The following is a 19648-nucleotide window of genomic DNA, read 5'->3' on the forward strand; positions in this document are numbered from 1 at the left end:
ACAGACTACCCGACTCCGGGCGAAAGTCCGAATCGAGCCGAAGCCGGCTCAGTTGTTCGTGAAGCCGACCAGGATTCCGCCCGTGATCTTCACGCTGAGGTTGTAGAGCACCGCGAGAATCGCACCGAGGGCGGTCGTCACGACGAGGTTCAGGAGCGACGCGACGATCGCGAAGCCCATGACGTTGCCGAGCGACAGCACCGACGACAGGTCGCCGCCCGTGCCCGCCACGTCCTTCACGAGCTCGTTGAGCTTGTCGAAGACGTCGGTCGAGTTCAGCACCGTCCAGATGAGGAAGGTCGCCACGATCGACACGACCGCGAGGCACACGGCGACCAGGAACGACAGCTTCACCGCCGACCAGAAGTCGATGTAGACGAGCCGCAGGCGCACCTGCTTGGCCGGCGGGCGCTTGCTCGACTTGCGGGCCAGCTTCTCGGCGACGCTACTCATAGACGATTACTCCTCTCCCGCGGGCTCGGCCGCTTCGGACTCGGCGGCCTCCTCCACGAGATTCCGTTCGGAATTCTTCGCGATGGCGATGATCCGGTCGTCCATCGCGAACTTCGCGAAGACGACGCCCATCGTATCCCTGCCCTTGGCGGGGACCTCGGCGACATCGGAGCGTACCACCTTGCCGCTGGCAAGGACCACCAGCACCTCGTCGTCGGTTCCGACGATGAGGGCGCCGGCGAGGTCGCCGCGATCTTCGTTCAGCTTGGCGACCTTGATGCCCAGTCCGCCGCGGTTCTGCAGGCGATACTGGTCGACCGCGGTGCGCTTGGCGTAGCCGCCCTCGGTGACGACGAACACGTACTGATCGCCGTCGGCCTCGGCCGAGGCATCCACCGTATTCTCGGCGGCTTCACGGGAATCGGGCACGGTGCCGGACTCGAGGCCGGAGCCGGGCACGACGTTGGCCGCGAGCAGGGCGTCACCATCGCGGAACGCCATGCCCTTCACGCCCGAGGTCGAGCGACCCATGGGGCGCAGCGCCTCGTCGGTCGCCTCGAAGCGGAGCGACATGCCCTTCTTCGAGACGAGCAGGATCTCGTCGTGCTCGTCGGCGAGCATCGCCGACACGAGCTCGTCGCCGTCGCGCAGGTTGATCGCGATGACGCCGCGCGAGCGGTTGGTGTCGTACGCGGTCAGCTCGGTCTTCTTGACGAGCCCGCCGCGGGTCGCGAGCACGAGGTACTTCGCCGCCTCGTAGTCGCGGATGTCGAGGATCTCGGCGATCTCCTCGTCGGGCTGCATCTCGAGCAGGTTCGCGACGTGCTGGCCCTTCGCGTCGCGGCCGGCCTCCTGGATCTCGTACGCCTTCGCCCGGTAGACCCGGCCCATGTTCGTGAAGAACAGCAGCCAGTGGTGGGTCGTGGTCACGAAGAAGTGGTCGACCACGTCGTCGGCGCGCAGCTGCGCGCCCTTGACGCCCTTGCCACCGCGGTGCTGCGACCGGTAGTTGTCGCTGCGGGTGCGCTTGACGTACCCGCCACGGGTCACCGTGACGACCATCTCCTCTTCGGGGATCAGGTCTTCGACCGACATGTCGCCGTCGAACCCGGGCATGATGTGCGTGCGTCGCTCGTCGCCGTACTTGTCGACGATCTCGGCGAGCTCCTCGGAGACGATCGTGCGCTGGCGCGCCGGCGTCGCGAGGATGTCGTTGTAGTCGGCGATCTTCGCCTCGAGCTCGTTCGCCTCGTCGATGATCTTCTGGCGCTCGAGCGCGGCGAGTCGGCGCAGCTGCATCGCGAGGATCGCGTCGGCCTGCAGGTCGTCGATGTCGAGCAGCTCTTTCAGGCCGTCTCGGGCGACGTCGACCGTGGCCGAGGCGCGAATGAGGGCGATGACCTCGTCGAGCGCGTCGAGCGCCTTGAGGTAGCCGCGCAGGATGTGCATGCGCGCCTCGGCCTCGCGCAGCAGGTACTGCGTGCGACGGACGATGACCTCGATCTGGTGGTCGACCCAGTGCGCGATGAAGCCGTCGATCGAGAGCGTGCGGGGCACGCCGTCGACGATCGCGAGCATGTTCGCGCCGAAGTTCTCCTGCAGCTGGGTGTGCTTGTACAGGTTGTTCAGCACGACCTTCGCGACCGCATCGCGCTTGAGCACGATGACGAGGCGCTGGCCGGTACGGCCGGAGGTCTCGTCGCGGATGTCGGCGATGCCCGAGACCTTGCCGTCCTTCACGAGGTCGGCGATCTTGATGGCGAGGTTGTCGGGGTTGACCTGGTACGGCAGCTCGGTGACGACGAGGCAGGTGCGGCCGTGGATCTCCTCCACGTCGACGACGGCGCGCATCGTGATCGAGCCGCGACCCGTGCGGTAGGCGTCGGTGATGCCCTTGACGCCGAGGATCTGCGCACCCGTCGGGAAGTCGGGTCCCTTGATGCGCTGCAGGAGCGCCTCCTGCAGCTCCTCGCGGGATGCCTCGGGGTTCTCGAGGTACCACTGGGCGCCCGACGCGACCTCGCGGAGGTTGTGCGGCGGGATGTTCGTCGCCATGCCGACCGCGATGCCGACGGAACCGTTGACGAGGAGGTTCGGGAACCGCGCCGGCAGGATCGACGGCTCCTGGGTGCGACCGTCGTAGTTGTCCTGGAAGTCGACGGTCTCCTTGTCGATGTCGCGCACCATCTCGAGCGCGAGCGGAGCCATCTTGGTCTCGGTGTATCGCGGAGCGGCGGCGCCGTCGTTGCCGGGCGAGCCGAAGTTGCCCTGGCCGAGCGCGAGCGGGTAGCGCAGGCTCCACGGCTGCACGAGGCGCACGAGCGCGTCGTAGATCGCGGTGTCGCCGTGGGGGTGGAACTGGCCCATGACATCGCCCACGACGCGGGCGCACTTCGAGAACGCCTTGTCGGGACGGTACCCGCCGTCGTACATCGCGTAGATGACGCGGCGGTGCACGGGCTTCAGCCCGTCGCGCACGTCGGGCAGGGCACGGCCCACGATCACGCTCATCGCGTAGTCGAGGTACGAGCGCTGCATCTCGAGCTGCAGGTCGACCTGGTCGATCCTGCCGTGGATGCCGGGGCCCTCGCCGTTGTCGCCGGGTTCGATCACATCAGATGTCAAGGAAACGCACGTCCTTCGCGTTCTTCTGGATGAAGTTGCGGCGGCTCTCGACGTCTTCGCCCATCAGGGTCGAGAAGATCTCGTCGGCGGCGGCCGCGTCGTCCATGGTGACCTGCAGCAGCGTGCGGGTCTCGGGGTTCATCGTGGTCTCCCAGAGCTCCTGGTAGCTCATCTCGCCGAGACCCTTGTAGCGCTGGATCCCGTTGTCCTTCGGGATGCGCCACCCCTTCGCCTGCCCGTCGACGAGCAGGGCGTCACGCTCGCGATCGGAGTAGACGAACTGGTGGTCGGCGTTCGACCACTTCAGCCGGTAGAGCGGGGGCTGCGCGAGGTACACGTAGCCGAGCTCGATGAGCGGCCGCATGTAGCGGAAGAGCAGCGTCAGCAGCAGGGTCGTGATGTGCTGGCCGTCGACATCGGCGTCGGCCATGAGCACGATCTTGTGGTACCTGGCCTTCTCGGTGTTGAAGTCCTCGCCGATGCCGGCGCCGAACGCCGTGATCATCGCCTGGACCTCGTTGTTCGCGAGCGCTCGGTCGAGGCGGGCCTTCTCGACGTTGAGGATCTTGCCGCGCAGCGGCAGGATCGCCTGCGTCTCGGGGTTGCGCCCCTGCACAGCCGATCCGCCGGCCGAATCGCCCTCGACGATGAAGATCTCGCTGAGCGACGGGTCCTTCGACGAGCAGTCCTTCAGCTTGCCGGGCATGCCGCCCGACTCGAGCAGGCCCTTGCGCCGGGTCGCCTCGCGCGCCTTGCGCGCCGCGAGCCGGGCGGTCGCCGCCTGGATCGCCTTGCGGATGATGTCGCGAGCCTGCGTGGGGTTGCGCTCGAACCAGTCGCCGAGCTGGTCTCCGGTCACCTTCTGCACGAACGACTTGGCCTCGGTGTTGCCGAGCTTCGTCTTCGTCTGGCCCTCGAACTGCGGTTCGCCGAGCTTGACCGAGATCACCGCGGTGAGCCCCTCGCGCACGTCGTCGCCGGAGAGGTTGTCGTCCTTCTCCTTGAGGATGTTCTTCTCGCGGGCGTAGCGGTTGATCAGCGTCGTGAGCGCGGCCCGGAAGCCCTCTTCGTGGGTGCCGCCCTCGTGCGTGTTGATCGTGTTCGCGTAGGTGTGCACCGACTCGGTGTACGCCGTCGTCCACTGCATCGCGACCTCGAGCGCGATGTTGCGCTCGGTGTCCTCGGCCTCGAACGAGATGATCTCGTCGTTCACGAGCTCGGACCGCTTGGACTTGTTGAGGTACTCGACGTAGTCGCTGAGACCGCGTTCATAGAGGAACGTGTCGGTGCGCGGTCCGGACGACGCTGCGTCCGCCTCGACCTCTGCGGTGTCGTCGGGGTCGACGACCACGTGGCCGGCACGCAGGTCGGTCAGCGTGATGCGCAGGCCCTTGTTGAGGAACGCCATCTGCTGGAAGCGGGTGCGCAGCGTCTCGTAGTCGTACTCGACGGTCTCGAAGATCTCGGGACTCGCCCAGAAGGTGGTCGTCGTGCCGGTCGCATCGCTCGCCTCGTCTTGCGAGAGCGGGGCCATCGGCACGCCGATCTCGTACGCCTGGCGCCATACGTGGCCCTGCCGGCGCACCTCGACCTCGAACCGGCTGGACAGTGCGTTCACGACCGATGCGCCGACGCCGTGCAGTCCGCCGGAGACGGCGTATCCGCCGCCGCCGAACTTGCCGCCGGCGTGCAGCACGGTGTGCACGACCTCGACGGTCGACCTGCCCTCGGTCTTGTGGACGTCGACGGGGATGCCTCGCCCGTTGTCGACGACGCGGACACCGCCGTCGGGCAGGATCGTCACGTCGATGTCGGTCGCATAGCCCGCGAGCGCCTCGTCGACGGAGTTGTCGACGATCTCGTAGACGAGGTGGTGGAGCCCTCGGGGCCCGGTCGATCCGATGTACATGCCGGGCCGCTTGCGTACCGCTTCGAGGCCCTCGAGAACCTGGATCGCGTCTGCGCCGTATTCGGGCGCGCTCTGGGCCTTCGTCGGTTCCGCTGTCATGGGTGAATCGGGCTCCAAACCGTCGTTCTGGCGACGTTCGATCCTATCAAACCAAGTGTCCCGACCGGCCGCCGACGGGCCTTCTCAGGGGATAACTCAGGTCGAGCGACCGTTTTCGCCTCTTCAGCCGTAGGTATCGCGAGGACCGCGCCCTGGAACCGATCTGGGACCCCTTTTCCAGGTGGGGGCGTCGGGTCCTTGAAAGCGGATGGTCTCGACCCCCGCGCCGGGGAACCTCGAGACGATCTCGGTGACGAGTTGCGTGCGCATCAGTCGGAGCTGCGTCGCCCACGCGGTCGACTCGCATTTGACCTGCAGCACGCCGCCCTCGATCGCGATCGCCTCGGAATGCCGCGCGGTCTCGTCGCCGACGATCTCCGCCCACGACGCGAGCACGTCGTGCTGCGAGAGCGGGCCCGTCCAGCCGAGCTGCGAACTCAGTCCGTCGAGAGTCGCGGCGAGCGGCTTCGGGTCGCGACCGGGGGTGAACGGCTGGCTGCCGGACTCGTCGCGGGTGCGGACTCGAGCGCGGCCGGGTCGCACACGCGGTTCACCGCCGAAGATCTCGCGGAAGTGCCGGTACACGCGGGCGGCCTCGGAGACGTCAGTCATCGGCGGCCCCCTCCTCGTGTTCGGCGACGGACACCGAGGCGTCGTCGGACTCGCCGCCGCGCTCACCCTGCTGCCCGAGCGTCGCCTCGCCGTCGACGATGCGCCCGGCCTCGATGTGCACGATACGCGCCGTGAGCGGCGTCGGCACGTCTTCGAGCACGGCAGCGGTCACGAGCACCTGCTCGAATCCGCCGATCGCCTCGGCCAGGCGCTCGCGCCGGAGGCGGTCGAGCTCGGCGAAGACGTCGTCGAGCACGAGCACGGGATCGCCGGTCGACGAGTCGCGACGAAGCAGCTCGGCCGAGGCGAGCCGGATCGCGAGCGCGAACGACCACGATTCGCCATGGCTCGCATAGCCCTTCGCCGGCAGTCCGTTGAGCAGCAGCAGCACGTCGTCGCGGTGCGGCCCGACGAGCGTGACGCCGCGCTCGAGCTCCTTGCCGCGGAGCGCACGCAGCGCGGCGGCGAACCGGTCAGCGGTGGACCCCGCTGGTCGAGTGGCGCCCGACCGGTCTCGATACGCGTCGTCGCTGTGCTCCGCCGCGACGACACCACCGGCTCCCCGATCGGGACCGGCCGCCCCGTCGACGTCGACGTCGGCCCCGTCGACCGACAGCACCGGGCGCAGTTCCGGCCGGTGGTCGGCGTCGACGATCGACCGGTACGCCGCGGCGACGGGGTCGCCCAACTCGGCGACGAGTGCGATGCGCTGGTCGATGATCTCGGTGCCCAGCGCGACGAGCCGTTCGTCCCAGATGTCGAGGGTCGTGAGCTTGTCGGCCGCCAGTCCGCGGGCCCGCGCGCTCTTCAGGAGCGAGTTGCGCTGCCTGAGCACCCGGTCGTAGTCGGCCATGACCCCGGAGAGGCGAGGTGAGCGCTGCACCAGCAGCTCGTCGAGCATGCGACGACGGACCCCCGGCTCACCGCGCACGATCGCGAGGTCTTCAGGAGCGAACAGCACGCTGTGCGCGTAGCGCGGCAGTTCGCGCGTCTTCACCGGCGAGCGGTTGAGCTGCGCACGGTTCGCACCCTGCCGGTTGAGTTGGAGCTCGACGAGCACGCGCCGGTCGCCGTGCGCGAGCTGAGCTCGCACGATGGCCGCGTCGGCACCCGCCCGGATCAGGGCCTGGTCGCTCGAGACCCGGTGCGAGCCGAGCGTCGCGAGATAGCCGATCGCCTCGACGAGGTTGGTCTTGCCCTGCCCGTTGCGACCCACGAGCACCGTCGCACCGGGGCCGAGTTCGAGCTCGGCGCGGGCGTAGTTGCGGTAGTCGGTCAATGAGAGGCGTGCGACGTGCACGGGCACCACTCCTCTCGATCGACCACGACAACGCTACCCGCGGCCGCCGACACGCCGGCGCCGAGACATCCGCGCCGGTTGAAGGGCCGGTTGAAGGTGTGGCGCGCGCTCAGCGCAGCAGCAGGTTCGGCTGCAGCAGGTAGCGGTAGCTGTCGGAGCCGGCCTGCTCGCGCGAGGTCTGGCTCGTGATGAGCACGGGGCCCGGCTTGTTCGGGTTCTCGGTCTTCGTGAACGAGATGCGCACGTACTCGGAGTGGACGGCGCCGAGGCCGTCGAGCAGGAACTGCGGCTTCAGCGAGACGACCGTGTCGTCACCCGTGAGGATCGCGTCGATCGACTCGGAGGCCTGGGCCTGCTCCGAACCGATCGCCTCGAGGGTGAGCCCGTCGGCCGTGAAGCTGTACCGCAGCGCGGCCTCGCGCTCGAGCACGAGGGCGACGCGGCGAGTGGCCTCGATGAGGTCGGCCGTGTTCATGACGGCGTAGTTGTCGACCGTGTCGGGGAAGAGTCGGCGCACGGGCGGGAAGTTGCCCTTGATGAGCAGCGACGTGACGGTCTTCTTGTCGGCGCTGAAGGCGATGAGCTCGCGGTCGTCGCGGTTCGTGATGGCCACCGAGATGTTGCCGGAGTGGCCGAAGGTCTTGCCGACCTCCTGCAGGGTGCGCGCGGGGACGAGCGCGGTGACCGTGTCTCCGTCGCCGCCGCCGACATTGCCGCCGTCCCAGTCGATCTCGCGCACGGCGACCCGGTAGCGGTCGGTCGCGACGAGTCCGAGACTGTTCTCGCGCACCTCGAGCTGCACCCCCGTGATGACCGGGGTGACGTCGTCGCGCGACGCGGCGACGGCGACCTGCGCGACGGCGGCCGCGAACTCCTCGGCCGGGACGAGACCCGACTGCTCGCCGATCTCGGGGATCGACGGGTACTCCTCGACCGGCATCGACAGGAGCGTGAAGCTCGCCGAGCCGCAGCTCACCGAGATGCGGCTCTCTTCGGTGGCGACGCGGACGGGCGCGTTCGGCAGGCGGCCGGCGATCTCGGCGAGGAGCCGGCCGGACACCAGGACGGTGCCCGGCTCTTCGACGTCGGCCTGGATCTCGGTCTGGGAGGACACCTCGTAGTCGAAGGAGGAGAGCACGAGGCCGTCGGCGTTCGCCTGGATCAGCACGCCCGAGAGGATCGGCAGCGTGGTGCGCTGCGGCAGCAGCTTGACGGCGAAGGAAACGGCCTCACTGAAGACGTCGCGATTGACCTGGAACTTCACGGTTCTCCCGTCGTGGATGTCGCTTGGTGGCTCCCATGCTATCCGCAGAGCCGATCGTGATGCCGGTGAATCCGGCTCACCCGTCCGATCGAACGGCGCGGCGCGGCATCCACCACCGACCGGGTCGCCCGGCGTTCGACGCACCTCGACCTCGAGGTTGTGGGAATCACCCCTTTAACCACTCTCTCTTAACGGTGTTAACCGTTGTGGAAACTGTGGATGGTGTTCGGAGACCCGCGGAACGGTGCCGATCGCAGCCCATCGCATCTGTGCACACCGTGTGGATTCGAGCGCGGATGCCTCGAGTGCGCGCAGAACGCCGAACGGTGTTCTGCACAGCCGACCGAACAGTGTCAACAGTCGTGACGCGGTTGCTCGTTAACAATCCACAGGTTCTCCACAACTGTGGGAACCGTTCGGAGATGGTCCGCAGGGGCGCTGCAGAAGGGTGGAAACGGACTCAGCGGTAGCGCGCGGTCTGCTTGATGCGCGCGGTGAGCTCGGTCACCTGGTTGTAGATCGAGCGGCGCTCCTTCATGAGCTCCGAGATCTTCTTGTTCGCGTACATCACCGTGGTGTGGTCGCGATTGCCGAAGAGCTGGCCGATCTTCGGCAGCGAGAGGTTCGTGAGCTCGCGGCAGAGGTACATCGCGATCTGCCGGGCGGTCGCGACGGCCTGCGAACGGCTCGAGCCGTACAGGTCGTCGACGGTGAGCTTGAAGTAGTCGGCCGTCGCCGTGATGATGTCGACCGGCGCGACCACGTTGTCGCTGTCGTCGGTGATGAGGTCCTTCAGCACGGTCTGCACGAGCGGCATGTCGACGGGCGTGCGGTTGAGGCTCGCGAAGGCGGTGACGCGGATGAGCGTGCCCTCGAGCTCGCGGATGTTCGACGAGACCTTCGACGCCATGTACTCGAGGATGTCGTCGGGCACCTGGAGGCGCTCGGACTGCGCCTTCTTGCGAAGGATCGCGATGCGCGTCTCGAGGTCGGGCGCCTGCACGTCGGTGATGAGGCCCCACTCGAAGCGGCTGCGCATGCGGTCCTCGAAGCCGGTGAGGTGCTTGGGCGGCACGTCGCTCGTGATCACGACCTGCTTGTTGTGGTCGTGCAGGGTGTTGAAGGTGTGGAAGAACGCCTCCTGCGTCTCCGCCTTGCCCTGCAGGAACTGGATGTCGTCGATCAGCAGGATGTCGATGTTGCGGTAGCGCTGCTGGAAGAGGGAGCCGCGGTTGTTCGCGATCGAGTTGATGAAGTCGTTCGTGAACTCCTCGGAGGAGACGTACCGCACGCGGATGCCCGGATACAGGCTCATCGCGTAGTGGCCGATGGCGTGCAGGAGGTGCGTCTTGCCGAGGCCGGAGTCGCCGTAGATGAAGAGGGGGTTGTAGGCCTTCGCCGGCGCCTCCGCGACGGCGACGGCCGCGGCATGCGCGAAGCGGTTCGACTGGCCGATGACGAAGCTGTCGAACGAGTACTTCGGGTTGAGGCGGGTGTCGCGCGGCGAGACCGGGCTCGTGTTCTCGAACACCGACTGCGGCGACGCCGGCAGCTCGACGGGGTCGGGCTCGTTCGCGTAGCCGGCCTGCTGCTCGGCAGCGGCCCTCACCTCTTCGAGCTCGGGGTTCACCACGACGTAGAAGGAGGTGACCGGCGACGGCGCCTCGACCGCGCTCATCGCAGAGAGGAGGGAGACGCGCATCCGCTGGTTGAGCATGCTCGCGGTGAAGTCGTTCGGCACCTCGAGGTAGAACGTGCCGGCCGCGATGCCCTTCGGCTCGACCAGGTTCAGGAAACCCTGGAGCATCGGGGTGATCGCGTCGTCGTCAGACAGTCGATCGAGGATCGTCGCCCACGTCTCGGAAATGGGCTGTTCTGTCATCGTTCCCCGCAATCAAGTTCGGTGCTCTCGTGTGCCGCTCATCGATCCCCCATCGACGAAGCGAGCGGCGCGAGGCGTGTGTTCACAGCGTTTTCCACTGCCTGTGGGGAGATTCGGGAACTCGCCCGGGATTCCGCGCACGAAGCTGGGGATAACTGGTGTCAAACGCTATCCGAGGATGCCGCCCCCGACAAATGCCGATCGGAGGATCCGACATCGCGGGCGTGTTGTTCCACAGGATGCATCGAGGTTCGAGCGATACTGTGGGGTTCGAATTGCGCGCTCGTGCGCTCCCGTCGGTTTGACCGGCGGCCGTCGAGGCCGTAGTTTTAATCAGTTGACCCCAGCCCTTTCGGGCACCCAGTTTTCCCGCCGCCGCGCTGCAGCACCTGTCGCAGCCACTTCCCGGCGAGGAGATTCGACAGCCGGAGAAGAAGAATGAGCAAGCGTACGTTCCAGCCGAACAACCGTCGTCGTGCCAAGAAGCACGGCTTCCGCCTTCGCATGCGCACCCGCGCGGGCCGTGCCATCCTGTCGGCGCGCCGCGCCAAGGGCCGCACCGAACTGTCCGCGTAATTCGTCGGTGCTCGCCAAAGCCAATCGCATCACGAGCGCCGACGACTACCGAGTCATCGTGCGCCGGGGTGCGAAGGTCGCCGGTGCCCACACCGTGAGCTACATGCGCTCACGGGAGTCGGGCACCGACGCGCGCTTCGGCTTCATCGTCTCGAAGAAGGTGGGCGGCGCCGTGCGTCGCAATCTCGTCCGCCGCCGCTTGAAGGCGGCGTGCCACGAGGTGCTCGGCGACGGCTTCGCGGGCACCGACGTCGTGGTGCGGGCACTCCCGTCGGCGGCCGAGGCCGACTGGGCCTCGCTCCGGGCCGACGTGATCCGCGCGATCGAGAAGCGCCGCGTGCGCACGTCGGTGCCGGCGCAACAGCAACAGGGCGAGTCGCATGCGTGACTTCGCCCTTTTCGTCGTACTCATCCCCCGCAACCTCGGGGTGCTCCTCATCCGCGGCTACCGCAAGCTGATCTCGCCCCTGTACGGCGACGTCTGCCGCTACTACCCGTCGTGCTCGGCGTACGGCCTCGGTTCGGTGCAGCAGCGAGGTCTCGTCATCGGGTCGCTGCTCACCGGCTGGCGCATCCTCCGCTGCAATCCGTGGTCGCCCGGCGGCATCGACGACGTGCGCCCGGCTCGCCATGACCGGTACCGCGTGACCCGCTTCGGCTGGGTGCTCCCCGCGGGCTACGTGAAGGCGGATGCCTCGGCTCCGGCCGCTCACGTGCACGGTGCGTCGCACACCGGCCACGAGGCATCCTTCGAATTCTCGGCGCAGCGGGTGCAGCCCGCCGCAGCCGCCATGATCTCCTCCCCCAGCCCGTCCCGAAAGGACTGACCGCCACCCATGGACCAACTCATCGGCCTGATCCTCTGGCCCATCAAGTGGGCCGTCGAGCTGATCCTCGTCGCCTTCCACTCGTTCTGGGACTTCATCGGGATGGACCCGAACGCCGGCGTCACCTGGGTGCTGTCGATCGTCGGCCTCGTGCTCGTCGTGCGTGCGGCCCTCATCCCGATCTTCGTGCGTCAGATCAAGAGCCAGCGCCGCATGCTCGAGGTCGCGCCGCAGCTCAAGAAGATCCAGGACAAGTACAAGGGCAAGAAGGATCAGCTCTCGCGCGAGGCCATGTCGCGCGAGACCATGGAGCTCTACAAGAAGACGGGCACCAACCCGCTGTCGTCGTGCCTGCCGCTGCTGCTGCAGATGCCGATCTTCTTCGCACTGTTCTCGGTGCTCAACGACGCGCAGCACGACAAGGCCGGCGTCGGCCTGCTCACCCAGGAGCTCGCGAACTCGTTCGCCAACTCCGAGTTCCTCGGTGCCCCGCTCAACTCGACCTTCATCGGCGAGTGGAACCTCATGGTCGCGGGCCAGCCGTTCAGCATCAACACGATGCTCATCGCCCTCGCGATGATCGTGCTCATGACGGCGTCGCAGTTCATCACGCAGCTGCAGATCGTGTCGAAGAACATGTCGCCCGAGACCAAGGCGAGCCCCATGTTCCGTCAGCAGCGCATCCTGCTGTACCTTCTCCCCCTCGTGTTCGCCTTCTCGGGCGTCGCGTTCCCGCTCGGCGTCATGTTCTACTGGCTCGTCTCGAACTTCTGGACCATGGGTCAGCAGTTCGTCGTCATCCGCAACATGCCGACTCCCGGCAGCGAGGCGGCGAAGGCGCGCGAGGCCCGCCTTGCCAAGAAGGGCAAGCTCGTCGTCGAGGACAAGGACGAGGGAACGACGATCGTCGTCGAAGAGAAGAAGACTCAGCGCCAGCAGCCGATGAGCAAGTCGCGCGCCAAGAAGCAGGGGAAATAGACCATGACCGACGTGCAGCACGAGGCCGAAGAGCGTTCGACCGCCCAGCTCGAAGAAGAGGGCGACATCGCGGCCGACTACATCGAGGAACTGCTCGACATCACCGATCTCGACGGCGACATCGACATCGACGCCCGGAACGGGCGTGCGTACGTCTCGGTGAACGCCGGTGACGGTGCCAACCTGCGCCTGCTCTCGAAGCCCGAGACCGTGAGCGCACTCCAGGAGCTCACTCGCCTGGCGGTGCAGACGAAGACCGGCTCGTTCTCACGTCTGATCCTCGACATCGGCGGCTCGCGCGACGCGCGCCGCGACGAGCTCGCGACGCTCGTGACGCGCGCGGTCGAGCGGATCGAGGGCGGCGCGGCCGAGGCCTCGCTCCCCCCGATGTCGTCGTACGAGCGCAAGCTCGTGCACGACCTCGTCGCCGAGCAGGGTTTCCACTCGGAGTCGCGCGGCGAGGGCTCCGAGCGTCACACGGTCATCACCCGAGTCGGCTGACGCCGACGCCCGACGTTTCACGTGAAACGATGACCGACGGACTCGAACCCGAACCCGCAGCCGCCTCAGGCTTGTTCGGCGAGCATCTCGAGAAGGGCCGTGCGTTCACCGCCGCCCTTGCGCGCCATGGTGAAGAGCTCGGCCTGATCGGCCCGCTCGAACTCCCCCGGTTGTGGACCCGGCACATCGTCAACAGCGCCCTGGTGGCGCCGCTGCTGCGACCCGGCCGCGTCGGTGACGTCGGCTCCGGTGCCGGGCTGCCCGGCATCGTGCTCGCGATCACACGCCCCGACGTCGAATTCGTGCTGATCGAGCCGATGGAGCGTCGGGTGGCGTGGCTCGAGCGACAGGCGAGGGAACTCGACCTCTCGAACGTGACGGTCGTGCGCGCGCGAGCCGAGGAGTCGAAGCTGTTCGAGTCGCTCGACCAGGTGACCGCGCGAGCCGTGAGCGCACTGCGCACGCTGATTCCCGTGACCGCTCCCCTGGTTCGGCCCGGCGGCGAGCTCGTGCTGATGAAGGGCGCAGGCGTCGACGGCGAGATCGGCAAGGCCGAGAAGGTCATTCGCAAGTACCGGTTGCGCGACGTCGAGGTGCTTCTGCTGGGTGAGGGCGTCGTGCCCGACTCGGAAGTCACCCGCGTGTTCCGCGCCGTAGTCGACTGATCGGGTGAATCGAGCGGTCGGCTGCACCGCCGTGCTCCGCGGACCCTGTCGTTTCACGTGAAACGCGTGGCAGGTGCCGGCGAGCGGTCGAGCGCAGGGTTCTATCGCGGCCTCGGCTGGAGACTCGCCGCTTCCCGCGGTGTCGTGTAGTCCCCCAGGCGGCGGTCCTTCGGTGTCGTGTCGTGAGCAGTCGCGGGCATGTACGTTCGCGTCCGCTTCGCGTGCGCGGGTCCATATCGATCACCTTCCCGTGTCTGAGCGGTGACGCGTGCCACACCCGTGCCGGACGGGACTGTGCCTGCCGTCGCCCATCGTCAGCGTGCTTGCACCCGTCGCCACACTGCGCTCCCCCGCGGCCAGGAGGAGTCGTCTGTGCCACCGGCGGCGAGACGATCTTCGGTCTGCCATTCAAGGTGTCGATGATCACGGGCCTTGCGAGTGGCAGCGTGAGCCAGGCGCCGAGGACGCCGCGCGCGATCACGCGTGCGTTCTGGAGGGGTGTGCGGGCCGATGGGCTTCGTGACCTGAAGTCGACGCGTTCCCTCACCCGATCGAACAGCTCGGTCACCGCCGCGGCCACGAACCCGTGCAGCAGCGCTCGTATTGCGCGATCTCGGTCGAACGCGAGGATGCGCCAGCCCTGTTGGCGCAGTGCTGGGTCGACCAGTACAGCAGTGGGGCTTGGATGCGCGCTCCAGCACGGACCAATGCCGCCGGAATCGTCGCGCCGAGCGCCCGGGGCGAACGTTCGCGACGAGTCGCCACGGCACGGGTACTTCATGAACCTGATAGTGGCCGGCCGGTGGATGCTGCGTCGCCCGGCGGGAGCAGAACGGGTTGGTCGTCCTGATGGGCCGCACATGTGCTTCACGTGAAACGGTGGCGTCGACGCGACCATCGCTCGGTCGCGCGGATGGCATCCGGGTGGGTGCAGCCGCGATGAGGCACATCAGGGAGGTCGAGACGTCAGGGGGACGTGGCACGGTGCTTGGCTGTACTGGCGGCCCAAAGGCCACGCGTGTCTGCCCCGGGAGTTCGTCCAGCCGGCCTCCGTTTCGTTGGAGCGGTCGGTGAATTGGGGGGTGTGGGGCGAATCTTGAGTGTCGCGCGACTCCGGGTTTCAAGGCGATCGAGTCCATCTCTGGACGGGCGACGGGCGCGTGGGAGAGCTGGGGAGTCCGGGTGCGTGATGGGAGCGATGTGGCTCTTCCCCGGTGCGACTCGTTCAGAGAGCGACTCGGCACGGTCGTTGGGTTGACTCCTTCGATGCGCCCCCCGATCCTTCGCTGCACCGTCGGTCGTGCCTGATTGGATCGCCGAGCGCGTCGTGGATGCACGGTGATCTGCACAGTGAGGCAGATCGAGTGCGCCGATCGTGGTTGCCGTTCGTTCAGGATGCGGCCGGTCAGGGCTTCGTACCGAGAGTGGACGTCGCAACTCGTGTGGGGAGGTCGCCGGATGCCGCTCGCTCTGCTGGGCGCGTTGCGGCCGCGCCGTCACGTTGGATGTCGGACCCTCGGGCCGTTCGGCCCAAAGCGGCGGCCCGAGTTGGGAGGCTCTGCGGCTGAAATGGCTCCCATGGTCGGAACGGTTCGTGGCTCGACCGGGCCGCCGTGAGGCGGGTCAGCTTCGGGTGCGGCCGGTCTGAGCGCCTCGTGAGAGCGACGGCGGGCACCGTGGGCGAGTGCCCCGCGGTTGCGGTCTGGCGCACCCCGAGCTGATCGGCCGCTCCCCCATGGCCGGCGGGTGGCCTCAGCCTTCGAGAGCCATCACGTGGCATTCAACCCTGCAGGGCAGAGCGCACTGCTGAAGCTGACGCGAAGGGCTGGCCGGCGGGAGTGCTCGGCAGCCGCCTGAGGGCCGATTGAGGCGGGGCTCGTCGGTCGACATCTCGATTCCAGCGGCAATTTGTGCGACCCCGTTCACGTTCCCCGCCCCTCGGATCGATCAGCGAGCCGTTCGTGTCAGTCGGTTGGCGGAGTCGGTGACCGAGGATCGAATGCGTTCGTCGCCGAGCGCAAACAGTCTCCCGACTGCGCCAGGTATTGTCTCCGTTGCGAGTGGCTGATGGTGGGCAGTTGGAGTTCGTTTCACGTGAAACGGCGAATGCGCCGAGCCGGTGAGGTGCACGCAGTCACGGATTCGGCCGGCATCGCCACATCGACGGGTGCGAGCGTGGAGCGCTCGCGTGCTCCGGTATCGATCGGGCGTGATGCCATGACAGCCAGGGGAGCTTCGGCGACTCGGGAAGGTACTCGCGACGTTTCACGTGAAACATCAGGCGCCAGACATGCGAGTGCCACTCCCCCACGGGCATGCGCAGCGGCGTGATGGCCGGGCGCCGACCTGAGGTCCAGTCTGCGGCGAGGGTTCGGACTCCCCGTGGTGGTTCCGACTTCGCACGGCGGGGTCGATCGGTGTGGCCGCGATCCCGTCATGACCTCCTGCCGACGAACCTGACCACGCGGCGACTGCACGATGATCGAGTCTGGACATCGTCTCCGCTCCGAAGAGCTCAACTCGGCGACCCGAGCCATCACGCTCGCTCGTGGCAGTGGTGGTCATTCCCCCGATCACTGAACGGCGAGCTCGCTCGGCCTGGTTCCGGGAGATCGGCGAACTCGCCTCCGCGCTCACCAGGACGGAGGTCGCGGGAGGACAGCACTCCTCGGGGCGGACTGCCCGCCCGGCGAACCGGCGCCGCGTGAGCCAATGGTGGAGCGCCTCACGCGAAGAGCCGAGCCTGATCCGGTTCGCGACATCGTGTTGGCACGCGGCGACTCACGGGCACGCCGACGTCGATGCCGCCCGGCCAGGCGGGATGACGATCGCCGCACTTGCCACTCGTCTTGGTGCGCCCTCGACACCGCTCCGCTCAAAGCCGCCGGCGGCGGGTGACTCGGGCGAGCGGGCCACGCGACCTGCCCCGGATCGAGGACTCCGAGCGTCGGCAGCTGAGGGACGATCTGGTGGCGTTTCACGTGAAACATTGAGCACCCAGTGCACCCGCCGCGCTGTTTCACGTGAAACGGCAGCACCGGTGAGCGCAGTCTTCTCTCGAACCGCGGTTTCGCGGGCGCTGGTCGGTCGGGACGGTTAAGCTTGACTCTCGGGTCGCGACATCCACTTGCGGCCGATCGGCGGCGGTTGGGAGACGACGGCATGACACCTGGTGGAGGACGAGGATGGTTCCATCGTCGACGTTCCCACCAGAATGAACCGCCTGTCGACCCGATCCCTGAGGGCAACGGTTCGAACAGCTTGACTTCCCCGGCTCAGCCGCCCGAACAGCAGACGTCCGGCATCGAACGACTCGCAGCGTCGGTGACCGAGCCGCCAATCAGTGCAGGTCCGCACCCGGCCGTTCCGGCGGCTCCCGAATCGAGTGTCGATGCGTACCCAGCGGATCCGCGGCCGTCAGCGGCGATCGATTGGGATGCCGCGACCGCGGCCGCGCTGACCGACGAGGGCGAGCGGACGGAGGGCTCGAGCGGGCACCCTCTCGATGCCGATCACGGGCCCGACCGCTTGCTCGAGGACCTCATCCGCGAAATCGTCGGAGACGCCGCGGTCGACACCGCAACGGCGCTGCACGCTGATCCCAACGCCGAGCCTGTCGCGGTACGGGAAGAGACGCCCGACGAGCGTTCGGCCGCTGCAAGTGCACCATCGCCGGTCGCCGAGGCGGGCACCGACGACATCGAGCGTGCTCCCGCGAGCGACGGAACTGCACGAGTCGGTGAGCAGCCGCTCGCCGAGGCCGAACTCACGGCGGCACCGATGTCGCAGGTCGCAGCGGCGACCGCGCCCGAGGAGACCGCGCCCGAGGAGCCCGCGCCCGAGGAGACCGCGCCCGAGGAAGAGGTGCCGGCCGTGGCGGTCGTGCCTGACGTGGCGCTCGCTGAGACCACCGCTCCCGCCGAGCCGACCGCTCCCGCCGAGGATGCGGCGCCCACCGAGTCATCCGCTCAGGCGCAAGCAGCGCCTGCCGCAACGCAGCCCAATGCCACCACCGATGTTTCACGTGAAACATCGATCGATCCCGGAGGAACTCCCCTGGCCTACGAACTTGCCGACGAGACCCGTCGGCGCATCGCGCTCGAGGAGGCTGTGCTCCCCCGTCCGGCGCAGACTCGCGTGCTCACCATCTCGAATCAGAAGGGCGGCGTCGGCAAGACGACCACCGCCGTGAATCTCGCGGCCGCGCTTGCGCGTTCGGGCGCCCGAGTTCTCGTCATCGACCTCGACCCGCAGGGCAACGCGTCGACGGCCCTCGGCGTCGACCACCGCTCGGAGAAGAAGAGCGTCTACGAGGTGCTGGTCTCCGACCTTCCCCTCGCCGAGGTCATCCAGCCGTCGACCGAGCACGACGACCTCGACTGCGTGCCGGCGACCATCCACCTGGCCGGCGCCGAGATCGAGCTCGTCTCGCTCGTCGCCCGCGAACAGCGACTCCGCCGTGCGCTCGACGCCCACCTCGCCTCGATGGACGAGCCGTACCATTACGTCTTCATCGACTGCCCGCCGTCGCTCGGACTCCTGACGATCAACGCGTTCGTGGCAGCTCGTGAGGTGCTCATCCCGATCCAGTGCGAGTACTACGCACTCGAGGGGCTCTCGCAGCTGCTCAGCAACATCGAGCTCATCGAGAAGCACCTCAATCCCGAGCTGCGACTCTCGACGATCCTGCTCACGATGTACGACTCCCGCACCAACCTGGCACAGCAGGTGGCGCAGGAGGTTCGCGACCACTTCCCCACCCAGACGCTCGAGACGATCATTCCCCGATCGGTTCGTGTGTCGGAGGCACCGAGCTACGGCCAGAGCGTGATCAGCTACGACTTCGCGTCGAGCGGGTCGCTCTCGTACCGTGAGGCGGCAGCCGAGATCGCCCGACGTGGCGCTGCGAAGACCGAGGAGTCGAACTGATGGCAAGCAAGCGAACCGGACTCGGGCGGGGCATCGGCGCGCTCATTCCGACAGTCGATGAGAGCACGAGGGCGAATCGCCCGGTCGATGTGTTCTTCCCCGACGCCGACTCGACGCCGGCCACGGCGGTGGCTGCGGTGGAGCAAGCGGCGTCCGCCGAAGAGCTGGTCACCGTTCCCGGTGCGCGGCTTGCGCGCCTCGACCCGAACGACATCGTGCCGAATGCCGTGCAGCCGCGGAGTGTCTTCGACCCCGACGATCTGGCCGAGCTCGTGCACAGCGTGCGAGAGTTCGGCGTGCTGCAGCCGATCGTCGTGCGCCCGCACCCCGATCAGCCCGGCAAGTACGAACTCGTCATGGGCGAGCGTCGGCTCCGTGCGACGAAGGCCGCCGGTCTCGACACCATCCCGGCGGTCGTCAAGGACACCGCCAACGAGGACATGTTGCGCGATGCGCTGCTCGAGAACTTGCATCGATCGCAGCTCAACCCGCTCGAAGAGGCGTCGGCCTACCAGCAGCTGCTGGCCGACTTCGGCATCACGCAGGAAGAACTGGCGAACCGCATCGGGCGTTCGCGTCCCCAGATCTCGAACACGCTTCGCCTGCTGAAGCTCCCCGAGCCCGTGCAGCTCCGCGTGGCAGCCGGCGTGCTCACCGCCGGGCACGCTCGCGCGATCCTCTCGGTCGGTGACGCCGCCGAGATGCAGCGCTTCGCCGACAAGATCGTGAACGAGGAGCTCTCGGTGCGCGCCGCCGAGTCGATCGCCTCGCAGGAGCCGAAGGCGGCCGCGCGAGTGAAGCCATCCGCCGGCAAGCGACAGGACTTCCTGGACGATCTGGCGACCCGACTCGGCGATCGGCTCAACACGCGGGTCAAGATCGCTTTGGGCGCCAGAAAAGGCCAGATCAGCATCGATTTCGCGACCGTTCAGGACCTTCGCCGGATTCTCACGGAGCTGGGCGAGGAACTCGACGGCGTGTGATCACGACTCGTCGGGAGAATGGCTCCTGACGAACTGAAAACCGTC

General features: G+C 67.6%; 15 protein-coding genes. 8 read left to right on the forward strand and 7 right to left on the reverse strand.

Going from position 1 to position 19648, the window contains the following annotated elements:
• Positions 1-48 precede the first annotated feature (48 nt).
• From LR269_RS03090 to dnaA, 7 genes are all read right to left on the reverse strand, one after another.
• Positions 49-453 carry a DUF3566 domain-containing protein gene (locus LR269_RS03090; RefSeq protein WP_231429237.1) on the reverse strand — a complete coding sequence of 135 codons (405 nt, stop codon included), beginning with the start codon at positions 451-453 and terminating at the stop codon, positions 49-51.
• Between the two features lie 6 nt (positions 454-459).
• Complete coding sequence (gene gyrA / locus LR269_RS03095; protein WP_231429238.1) at positions 460-3078, reverse strand: DNA gyrase subunit A; 2619 nt, start codon at positions 3076-3078, stop codon at positions 460-462.
• Positions 3068-5086, reverse strand: coding sequence for a DNA topoisomerase (ATP-hydrolyzing) subunit B (gene gyrB / locus LR269_RS03100; RefSeq protein WP_231429239.1), 2019 nt, complete (start codon positions 5084-5086; stop codon positions 3068-3070). Before gyrB ends, gyrA begins: the two co-directional genes overlap by 11 nt.
• Positions 5087-5209: 123 nt before the next feature.
• Positions 5210-5698: a DUF721 domain-containing protein gene (locus LR269_RS03105; protein WP_231429240.1), complete on the reverse strand. Its 489-nt coding sequence runs from the start codon at positions 5696-5698 to the stop codon at positions 5210-5212.
• Entirely contained in the window at positions 5691-6998 is a 1308-nt protein-coding gene (gene recF, locus LR269_RS03110; RefSeq protein ID WP_231429241.1) for a DNA replication/repair protein RecF, read from the reverse strand. Before recF ends, LR269_RS03105 begins: the two co-directional genes overlap by 8 nt.
• Before the next feature lie 109 nt (positions 6999-7107).
• On the reverse strand, positions 7108-8262 hold the full coding sequence (gene dnaN, locus LR269_RS03115) for a DNA polymerase III subunit beta (RefSeq protein WP_231429242.1): 1155 nt from the start codon (positions 8260-8262) through the stop codon (positions 7108-7110).
• Positions 8263-8722: 460 nt separating this feature from the next.
• Entirely contained in the window at positions 8723-10144 is a 1422-nt protein-coding gene (gene dnaA / locus LR269_RS03120; RefSeq protein ID WP_231429243.1) for a chromosomal replication initiator protein DnaA, read from the reverse strand.
• Between the two features lie 438 nt (positions 10145-10582).
• Between dnaA and rpmH the strand changes: the two genes are divergently transcribed.
• The 8 genes from rpmH to LR269_RS03160 all read left to right on the forward strand — a co-directional run bounded on the left by rpmH (position 10583) and on the right by LR269_RS03160 (position 19603).
• Positions 10583-10720 (forward strand): 50S ribosomal protein L34, encoded by a 138-nt coding sequence (rpmH, locus tag LR269_RS03125; RefSeq protein ID WP_022889115.1) that lies wholly within the window; start codon positions 10583-10585, stop codon positions 10718-10720.
• A gap of 7 nt (positions 10721-10727) precedes the next feature.
• Positions 10728-11108 (forward strand): ribonuclease P protein component, encoded by a 381-nt coding sequence (gene rnpA / locus LR269_RS03130; protein ID WP_231429244.1) that lies wholly within the window; start codon positions 10728-10730, stop codon positions 11106-11108.
• Positions 11101-11547: a membrane protein insertion efficiency factor YidD gene (gene yidD / locus LR269_RS03135; protein ID WP_231429245.1), complete on the forward strand. Its 447-nt coding sequence runs from the start codon at positions 11101-11103 to the stop codon at positions 11545-11547. The genes rnpA and yidD overlap by 8 nt, the downstream gene beginning before the upstream one ends.
• Positions 11548-11556: 9 nt before the next feature.
• Positions 11557-12525 (forward strand): membrane protein insertase YidC, encoded by a 969-nt coding sequence (gene yidC / locus LR269_RS03140; protein WP_231429246.1) that lies wholly within the window; start codon positions 11557-11559, stop codon positions 12523-12525.
• Positions 12526-12528: 3 nt separating this feature from the next.
• Positions 12529-13026: a R3H domain-containing nucleic acid-binding protein gene (locus LR269_RS03145; RefSeq protein ID WP_231429247.1), complete on the forward strand. Its 498-nt coding sequence runs from the start codon at positions 12529-12531 to the stop codon at positions 13024-13026.
• Between the two features lie 29 nt (positions 13027-13055).
• Positions 13056-13691 (forward strand): 16S rRNA (guanine(527)-N(7))-methyltransferase RsmG, encoded by a 636-nt coding sequence (rsmG, locus tag LR269_RS03150; protein ID WP_231429248.1) that lies wholly within the window; start codon positions 13056-13058, stop codon positions 13689-13691.
• 4035 nt (positions 13692-17726) lie between these two features.
• Positions 17727-18620: an AAA family ATPase gene (locus LR269_RS03155; protein WP_308191671.1), complete on the forward strand. Its 894-nt coding sequence runs from the start codon at positions 17727-17729 to the stop codon at positions 18618-18620.
• Complete coding sequence (locus LR269_RS03160; RefSeq protein ID WP_231429249.1) at positions 18620-19603, forward strand: ParB/RepB/Spo0J family partition protein; 984 nt, start codon at positions 18620-18622, stop codon at positions 19601-19603. Before LR269_RS03155 ends, LR269_RS03160 begins: the two co-directional genes overlap by 1 nt.
• Positions 19604-19648 lie beyond the last annotated feature (45 nt).

The sequence above is a fragment of the Agromyces sp. S2-1-8 genome (genome assembly GCF_021129215.1).
In the GTDB taxonomy this organism is placed as follows: domain Bacteria; phylum Actinomycetota; class Actinomycetes; order Actinomycetales; family Microbacteriaceae; genus Agromyces; species Agromyces chromiiresistens.

What these genes read in the sequence shown, in the direction of transcription:
- LR269_RS03090 (WP_231429237.1), bottom strand. Translation starts at nt 453, where the DNA reads ATGAGTAGCGTCGCCGAGAAGCTGGCCCGCAAGTCGAGCAAGCGCCCG.
- gyrB (WP_231429239.1), bottom strand. Translation starts at nt 5,086, where the DNA reads ATGACAGCGGAACCGACGAAGGCCCAGAGCGCGCCCGAATACGGCGCA.
- LR269_RS03105 (WP_231429240.1), bottom strand. Translation starts at nt 5,698, where the DNA reads ATGACTGACGTCTCCGAGGCCGCCCGCGTGTACCGGCACTTCCGCGAG.
- dnaA (WP_231429243.1), bottom strand. Translation starts at nt 10,144, where the DNA reads ATGACAGAACAGCCCATTTCCGAGACGTGGGCGACGATCCTCGATCGA.
- rpmH (WP_022889115.1), top strand. Translation starts at nt 10,583, where the DNA reads ATGAGCAAGCGTACGTTCCAGCCGAACAACCGTCGTCGTGCCAAGAAG.
- yidD (WP_231429245.1), top strand. Translation starts at nt 11,101, where the DNA reads ATGCGTGACTTCGCCCTTTTCGTCGTACTCATCCCCCGCAACCTCGGG.
- yidC (WP_231429246.1), top strand. Translation starts at nt 11,557, where the DNA reads ATGGACCAACTCATCGGCCTGATCCTCTGGCCCATCAAGTGGGCCGTC.
- LR269_RS03145 (WP_231429247.1), top strand. Translation starts at nt 12,529, where the DNA reads ATGACCGACGTGCAGCACGAGGCCGAAGAGCGTTCGACCGCCCAGCTC.
- rsmG (WP_231429248.1), top strand. Translation starts at nt 13,056, where the DNA reads ATGACCGACGGACTCGAACCCGAACCCGCAGCCGCCTCAGGCTTGTTC.
- LR269_RS03160 (WP_231429249.1), top strand. Translation starts at nt 18,620, where the DNA reads ATGGCAAGCAAGCGAACCGGACTCGGGCGGGGCATCGGCGCGCTCATT.